Origin of the sequence: Ditibartonella apis, assembly GCF_001952075.1 — a bacterium.
GTDB lineage: Bacteria > Pseudomonadota > Alphaproteobacteria > Rhizobiales > Rhizobiaceae > Bartonella > Bartonella apis.
Genome location: NZ_LXYU01000012.1, coordinates 1 through 1,639, shown reverse-complemented (window position 1 = coordinate 1,639; position 1,639 = coordinate 1). Strand labels below are relative to the sequence as shown.

The following is a 1,639-nucleotide window of genomic DNA, read 5'->3' as shown; positions in this document are numbered from 1 at the left end:
GCATCATATTCTGTGTCGTACCACTGCCCGCCAATATTGATCTGGACTTTTTCACCATTTGCCACACTGAGCGCATGGTCGGTCTTAATGTAAATTGTCGGCCGCGTATCGCTGGTAACATAGTCGTTCGTATCAAAACCGGTATCCTGTGAAATACCGACAATTGTCGGTTTGGTGGCAATCGTTCCGGTGAGAACCTTGAAATTCCATGCACCGGTCGGAATGCCGATATTACCAACAGCATCAACCGGCCTTGCCTGGAACGAATGGTCGCCATCTGATAAAGCCGTATCAGGTGTATAGCTCCATGTATATTGCCCGTTATTTTCAACAACCTTGGCTTCCCCGATTTTGACACCATTGTCATAAATAAAGACCTTCTCGGTGTCCGCTGTTGCCGAACCGCTATAGGTCGGCCTGTCGTCATTCGTCATGCCATTATTGCTGATCGTACCGGTGGTTTCCGCTACGTCATCAAAAAGATCCATTGAATCGGAGTCAATAGCCTTCGGCGCAGTCAAATCGATCGTATAATCGAAAACGGGTGATTTGGCACTTTCATTGCCGGCTGCATCAACAGATGTTGCCTGAAAATGATGTTCTCCTTCCGGTAACGGGCTTTGAACCGAATATTCCCAGTTGCCGTTGGAATCGGCCTTCACTCTATCAACAAGATGTGTCTCGCCATTCACCGTATCATAAATATTGACCATGCCATTCGGCTCGGCGCCATGGCCTTTCAAAGTCGGCGTTGTATCATCACTTGCCTTACCGGAGGTAAGATCCTCCTGTTTGCCACCGACATCATCGCCGGCACTGTCAATCACAGGAACATTGTTATTTTTCGTGTCGACAACAAGGTCGAAACTGTCAGACTTCGTCGAATTATTTGGAAGTAATGCCTCCGCAACAATCGTATGACTACCATCGGAAAGGGCCGGCTTGTCTTTCGGCCACGCAAATGTCCAGTCGCCATTGCCATCGGCATTGACTGTGCCGATTTCTGTTCTCACTCCATCAATATCAGTATAGATAGTGACAGTCGAATTAGGCGTTGCACGTCCATGCAATTCCGGCGTTGCGTCATTGGTGAGCCCTCCGTCGGAAATCCTTCCGGTGTAATCTCCGGTGGAATTCTTTTGGTCATCAACAGCGTAAAGGATGCTGACTTCGACACTTGTCGGATCAACAGTGACCGAAGTCGAATCGCTTTTTACACTTTCATTTCCTGCCGCATCGGTGACCGATGTTGCAAATTCGTAAGAACCTTTATCAAGCGGATTTTCCGGTGTCCACGACCATTTGCCCGAGGACGGGTCGACCGTTGTCTCGCCAAGCTTGACATATTGACCGTCGACTTTGTTGTAAATGGTAACCTTGTCGCCCACTTGCGGGTTTTGAACAGTACCGCTGAATGTCGGGGTCTGATCGGGTGTCGTGTCATTATTCGAAATCGAACCGATCTTGGGTTCCTGATCTGATTGAAGAGAAGGAACATCCGGTTTGTTTGGCGCTTGATTATCATAAACAATCGGATATTCGCCGGTTTTTGAACTCGAAGCACCTAACTGGTCAACCGCTTGAACGGTAAACTTATATTCCGTTCCACGACCATCGGTCGAGGTATCTTTCATGGCAT

At 48.2% G+C, this 1,639-nt stretch carries 1 protein-coding gene; it reads right to left on the bottom strand.

The genetic code is table 11. From position 1 onward, the window contains the following. A partial coding sequence (locus PEB0122_RS11545) for an Ig-like domain-containing protein (RefSeq protein ID WP_198936009.1) occupies positions 1–1,639 on the bottom strand: 1,639 nt, incomplete at both ends.